The sequence below is a fragment of the Oleiphilus sp. HI0128 genome, from assembly GCF_001635365.1.
On sequence record NZ_LWGG01000409.1, the window covers coordinates 1 to 6,226 of the forward strand.

The window sequence follows — 6,226 nt, forward strand, 5'->3', positions numbered from 1 at the left end:
AGGCGGGCAAGAAAAAGATAGCTAAAGTCTCGTTAAAATAGCGTTACAAACTAATTTATAAAAAGTTTGATAAAGGTGTTGACCTAAAGAATCAGCTCTATATAATGCGCACCTCCTTAAGGCGAACCGCTTCGAAAGCGGCGAAGTTTGAAGGAGATAGAGGATAAATTAAGTGATTAAAATCAGTAATTTATCTTCGCTTGTTAAAGGTTTTGGTTTTCGGTTTTGAATTTAAATTTCTTCGAAAACAAATTAAAAAAAATCGTTGACAAGCAAATGAGACGCTGTAGAATACGCGCCTCGCTTGAGGGATCTCAAGCAAGCTCTTTAAAAAATTAACCAAGCAATTCGTGTGGGCGCTGGCTGAGATGATTTCACGATAAAGCACTCTGATCTAACTTGTTAGAGAGGATGTTGCTTAAGAAATTATCAAGTCAACGACCTGTACAATTTATTTGAACAGTAAGTAACTTGAGCAAGTATATGAAGCTTTTGCTTCGACTAGATTGAACTGAAGAGTTTGATCATGGCTCAGATTGAACGCTGGCGGCAGGCTTAACACATGCAAGTCGAGCGGTAACAGAGATAGCTTGCTATCTGCTGACGAGCGGCGGACGGGTGAGTAACGCGTAGAAAACTGCCCAGTAGTGGGGGATAGCCCAGAGAAATTTGGATTAATACCGCATACGCCCTACGGGGGAAAGGGGGCTTCGGCTCTCGCTATTGGATGTGTCTGCGTGGGATTAGCTAGTTGGTGAGGTAAGGGCTCACCAAGGCGACGATCCCTAGCTGGTCTGAGAGGATGATCAGCCACACTGGAACTGAGACACGGTCCAGACTCCTACGGGAGGCAGCAGTGGGGAATATTGCACAATGGGCGCAAGCCTGATGCAGCCATGCCGCGTGTGTGAAGAAGGCTTTCGGGTTGTAAAGCACTTTCAGCGAGGAGGAAGGCTAAGTAGTTAATACCTGCTTAGATTGACGTTACTCGCAGAAGAAGCACCGGCTAACTCCGTGCCAGCAGCCGCGGTAATACGGAGGGTGCAAGCGTTAATCGGAATTACTGGGCGTAAAGCGCGCGTAGGCGGCTTGTTAAGCTAGATGTGAAAGCCCCGGGCTCAACCTGGGAACTGCATTTAGAACTGACTCGCTAGAGTACAGTAGAGGGTGGTGGAATTTCCAGTGTAGCGGTGAAATGCGTAGAGATTGGAAGGAACATCAGTGGCGAAGGCGGCCACCTGGACTGATACTGACGCTGAGGTGCGAAAGCGTGGGGAGCAAACAGGATTAGATACCCTGGTAGTCCACGCCGTAAACGATGTCTACTAGCCGTTGGGGAACTTGATTCCTTAGTGGCGCAGCTAACGCACTAAGTAGACCGCCTGGGGAGTACGGTCGCAAGATTAAAACTCAAATGAATTGACGGGGGCCCGCACAAGCGGTGGAGCATGTGGTTTAATTCGATGCAACGCGAAGAACCTTACCTGGTCTTGACATCCTGCGAACTTTCTAGAGATAGATTGGTGCCTTCGGGAACGCAGTGACAGGTGCTGCATGGCTGTCGTCAGCTCGTGTTGTGAAATGTTGGGTTAAGTCCCGTAACGAGCGCAACCCTTATCCTTATTTGCCAGCACTTCGGGTGGGAACTCTAAGGAGACTGCCGGTGACAAACCGGAGGAAGGTGGGGACGACGTCAAGTCATCATGGCCCTTACGACCAGGGCTACACACGTGCTACAATGGTAAATACAAAGGGACGCCAAGCCGCGAGGTGGAGCTAATCCCAGAAAATTTATCGTAGTCCGGATTGGAGTCTGCAACTCGACTCCATGAAGTCGGAATCGCTAGTAATCGTGGATCAGAATGCCACGGTGAATACGTTCCCGGGCCTTGTACACACCGCCCGTCACACCATGGGAGTGGATTGCACCAGAAGTAGTTAGTCTAACCTTCGGGGGGACGATTACCACGGTGTGGTTCATGACTGGGGTGAAGTCGTAACAAGGTAGCCCTAGGGGAACCTGGGGCTGGATCACCTCCTTAAACGAATCGTGATCGTTTCGGTCAGAGTTCACACGAATTGCTTGGTTATAGAATTAAAGAGAGCGTAAGGGCAATAGGCCCTATAGCATCTTACTGAGAGGTAATTTGCGCAGAAGGCCTGTAGCTCAGGTGGTTAGAGCGCACCCCTGATAAGGGTGAGGTCGGCAGTTCAAGTCTGCCCAGGCCTACCAGATTTCAGTTACTCATCGTTAAATGATTACTCGCATAGCAGGCTATGCTTCGCAGTCATTTGCCTAGATTAACTAAAATCTACGATTTTTTGAGTCTGACTTTAATGAACGTTAAAGCAGAGGATAAAATGCTCTGGGATTGGGGCTATAGCTCAGCTGGGAGAGCGCCTGCCTTGCACGCAGGAGGTCTGCGGTTCGATCCCGCATAGCTCCACCAATTTCCAAAATTGAAATGATTATAAATAAGTGTATTTGCTTGGTTTAAGTTTGAATTAAGTAAAGTGTATTTATTTCTAATCATGCGATTAGAAGCTCTTTAACAATTAGGTAAGTAATAGTAGACGTTGTTTTATGTTGTGATGACATAATGCAACTCATTGCTAAGTGATTAGATTATTCACATATCAGCGAATAATTTAATCATGGATAACGAAAGAAATGAGATTCATATCAAGCGTTATCCGGCGAAAACGTTACGAATGGTCATATATATAGCTTAAGTACTAAGATGGTAAAAGGTCGTCTTAGAAGACTACTTCGGGTTATATAGTTAAGTGACTAAGCGCATACGGTGGATGCCTTGGCAGTCAGAGGCGATGAAGGACGTAGTAACCTGCGATAAGCGTTGGTAAGCTGGTAAACAAGCTTTGACCCAACGATTTCCGAATGGGGAAACCCATCTAACATAAGTTAGATATCTTGCACTGAATACATAGGTGTAAGAAGCAAACCCGGAGAACTGAAACATCTAAGTACCCGGAGGAAAAGAAATCAACCGAGATTCCCTTAGTAGCGGCGAGCGAACGGGGATTAGCCGATGATTATTGAATTAGTGGAACGCTCTGGGAAGTGCGGCCATAGTGGGTGATAGCCCCGTACACGAAGATTCAATAGTCACATATTAAGTAGGACGGGACACGTGTTATCTTGTCTGAAGATGGGGGGACCATCCTCCAAGGCTAAATACTCCTGACTGACCGATAGTGAACCAGTACCGTGAGGGAAAGGCGAAAAGAACCCCTGTGAGGGGAGTGAAATAGATCCTGAAACCGTATGCGTACAAGCAGTGGGAGCAGACTTGTTCTGTGACTGCGTACCTTTTGTATAATGGGTCAGCGACTTAATTTTAGTAGCAAGGTTAACCGTATAGGGGAGCCGTAGGGAAACCGAGTCTTAATAGGGCGTTTAGTTGCTGGGATTAGACCCGAAACCGAGTGATCTAGCCATGAGCAGGTTGAAGATCAGGTAACACTGATTGGAGGACCGAACCCACTTATGTTGAAAAATGAGGGGATGACTTGTGGCTAGGAGTGAAAGGCTAATCAAACTCGGAGATAGCTGGTTCTCCTCGAAAGCTATTTAGGTAGCGCCTCGTGTATCACCCTGGGGGGTAGAGCACTGTTTGGGCTAGGGGGTCATCCCGACTTACCAACCCCATGCAAACTCCGAATACCCAGGAGTGCGATCACGGGAGACACACGGCGGGTGCTAACGTCCGTCGTGGAGAGGGCAACAACCCAGACCGCCAGCTAAGGTCCCAAAGTTACAGTTAAGTGGGAAACGATGTGGGAAGGCTTAGACAGCTAGGAGGTTGGCTTAGAAGCAGCCATCCTTTAAAGAAAGCGTAATAGCTCACTAGTCGAGTCGGCCTGCGCGGAAGATTTAACGGGGCTCAAACTGTACACCGAAGCTGCGGATATCTTTTAGATATGGTAGAGGAGCGTTCTGTAAGCTGATGAAGCTCAATTGAGAAGTTGGGTGGAGGTATCAGAAGTGCGAATGCTGACATGAGTAACGACAAAGGGGGTGAAAAACCCCCTCGCCGGAAGACCAAGGGTTCCTGCGCAACGTTAATCGGCGCAGGGTGAGTCGGCCCCTAAGGCGAGGCTGAGAAGCGTAGTCGATGGGAAACAGGTTAATATTCCTGTACTTGTATATATTGCGATGGGGAGACGGAGAAAGCTAAACCAGCATGGCGACGGTTGTCCATGTTTAAGGTTGTAGGCTGAGGACTTAGGCAAATCCGGGTCCTTAAGGCTGAGAACTGATGACGAGATCTCTTTTAGAGATTGAAGTGGTTGATGCTCTGCTTCCAGGAAAAACCTCTAAGCTTCAGATATATAGGAACCGTACCCCAAACCGACACAGGTGGTCAGGTAGAGAATACCAAGGCGCTTGAGAGAACTCGGGTGAAGGAACTAGGCAAAATGGTACCGTAACTTCGGGAGAAGGTACGCCGATTTTGGTGATCAGACTTGCTCTGTAAGCTGAGGTCGGCCGAAGATACCAGTTGGCTGCGACTGTTTATTAAAAACACAGTACTCTGCAAACACGAAAGTGGACGTATAGGGTATGACACCTGCCCGGTGCCGGAAGGTTAATTGATGGGGTTAGCGTATGCGAAGCTCTTGATCGAAGCCCCGGTAAACGGCGGCCGTAACTATAACGGTCCTAAGGTAGCGAAATTCCTTGTCGGGTAAGTTCCGACCTGCACGAATGGTGTAACGATGGCCAAGCTGTCTCCACCCGAGACTCAGTGAAATTGAAATCGCTGTTAAGATGCAGCGTATCCGCGGCTAGACGGAAAGACCCCGTGAACCTTTACTATAGCTTCACAGTGAACTTTGAACCTATTTGTGTAGGATAGGTGGGAGGCTTTGAAACCAGGTCGCTAGATCTGGTGGAGCCATCCTTGAAATACCACCCTGGTATGTTTGAGGTTCTAACTCGGGTCCCTTATCGGGATCGAGGACACTGTGTGGTGGGTAGTTTGACTGGGGCGGTCTCCTCCCAAAGAGTAACGGAGGAGCACGAAGGTGCGCTAAGCATGGTCGGACATCATGCGGTTAGTGTAATGGCATAAGCGCGCTTAACTGCGAGACAGACACGTCGAGCAGGTACGAAAGTAGGTCATAGTGATCCGGTGGTTCTGTATGGAAGGGCCATCGCTCAACGGATAAAAGGTACTCCGGGGATAACAGGCTGATACCGCCCAAGAGTTCACATCGACGGCGGTGTTTGGCACCTCGATGTCGGCTCATCACATCCTGGGGCTGAAGCCGGTCCCAAGGGTATGGCTGTTCGCCATTTAAAGTGGTACGCGAGCTGGGTTTAGAACGTCGTGAGACAGTTCGGTCCCTATCTGCCGTGGACGTTGGAAAATTGAGAAGAGCTGCTCCTAGTACGAGAGGACCGGAGTGGACGAACCCCTGGTGTTCGGGTTGTGTCGCCAGACGCATTGCCCGGTAGCTACGTTCGGACAGGATAACCGCTGAAAGCATCTAAGCGGGAAGCCCCCTTCAAGATAAGTTTTCCCTGGGAATTTAATTCCCCTAAAGAGCCGTTAAAGACTATGACGTTGATAGGCTGGGTGTGTAAGTGCGGTAACGTATTGAGCTAACCAGTACTAATTGCTCGTGAGGCTTAACTATATAACGCCCAAGTGGTTTTATAGTGAATGATTATTCGTACAACGACGGGTAACGCAAATTGGATATGAGTCTTCGTTAGACAGCAGAGATTAAATTAGCTATTACTTGCTATTGTTAAAGACGCAGAATTAAGTGTTGTTGATGAAGTATCAGCAACCGAAGTTTTGCCTGACGACCATAGAGCTTTGGAACCACCTGATCCCATCCCGAACTCAGAAGTGAAACGAAGCATCGCCGATGGTAGTGTGGGAGGTCCCATGTGAGAGTAGGTCATCGTCAGGCTTCTATTAGAAACCCCAGTAGGTCGTCCTACTGGGGTTTTTTATTGCCTGGAAGAAAGTATTGTAAGTAACTCACTTTCGTTTTAATTATGTGAGCAGGTTCTTATCTTGTTGTTTGATTTGTGAACGACTGTAAAGTTTTGACTCGCAAGACATGATTTAATTAATTATTGGGTATACTTCCCTAACTTCTAATAAATCAGGACGCTGATTTCAACTATGAATGCATCTACAAACAACAAAATTGCTTTGTTATTTCTATCGCTAATGATGGCTAGTAG

2 tRNA genes and 3 rRNA genes are annotated in these 6,226 nt (G+C 47.7%); all 5 read left to right on the forward strand.

Annotation, left to right across the window (positions count from 1 at the left end):
- Positions 1–508: 508 nt before the first annotated feature.
- The 5 genes from A3763_RS05025 to rrf all read left to right on the forward strand — a co-directional run bounded on the left by A3763_RS05025 (position 509) and on the right by rrf (position 5,946).
- Positions 509–2,042, forward strand: a 16S ribosomal RNA gene (locus A3763_RS05025).
- 114 nt (positions 2,043–2,156) lie between these two features.
- Positions 2,157–2,233: transfer RNA gene (locus tag A3763_RS05030), tRNA-Ile, on the forward strand.
- A gap of 141 nt (positions 2,234–2,374) precedes the next feature.
- Positions 2,375–2,450 (forward strand) — tRNA-Ala (locus A3763_RS05035).
- A 331-nt stretch (positions 2,451–2,781) separates the two neighbouring features.
- Positions 2,782–5,664: ribosomal RNA gene (locus tag A3763_RS05040) — 23S ribosomal RNA — on the forward strand.
- 167 nt (positions 5,665–5,831) lie between these two features.
- Positions 5,832–5,946: ribosomal RNA gene (rrf, locus tag A3763_RS05045) — 5S ribosomal RNA — on the forward strand.
- The 16S, 23S and 5S rRNA genes sit together here with 2 tRNA genes alongside, the layout of an rRNA operon.
- Positions 5,947–6,226: the final 280 nt, after the last annotated feature.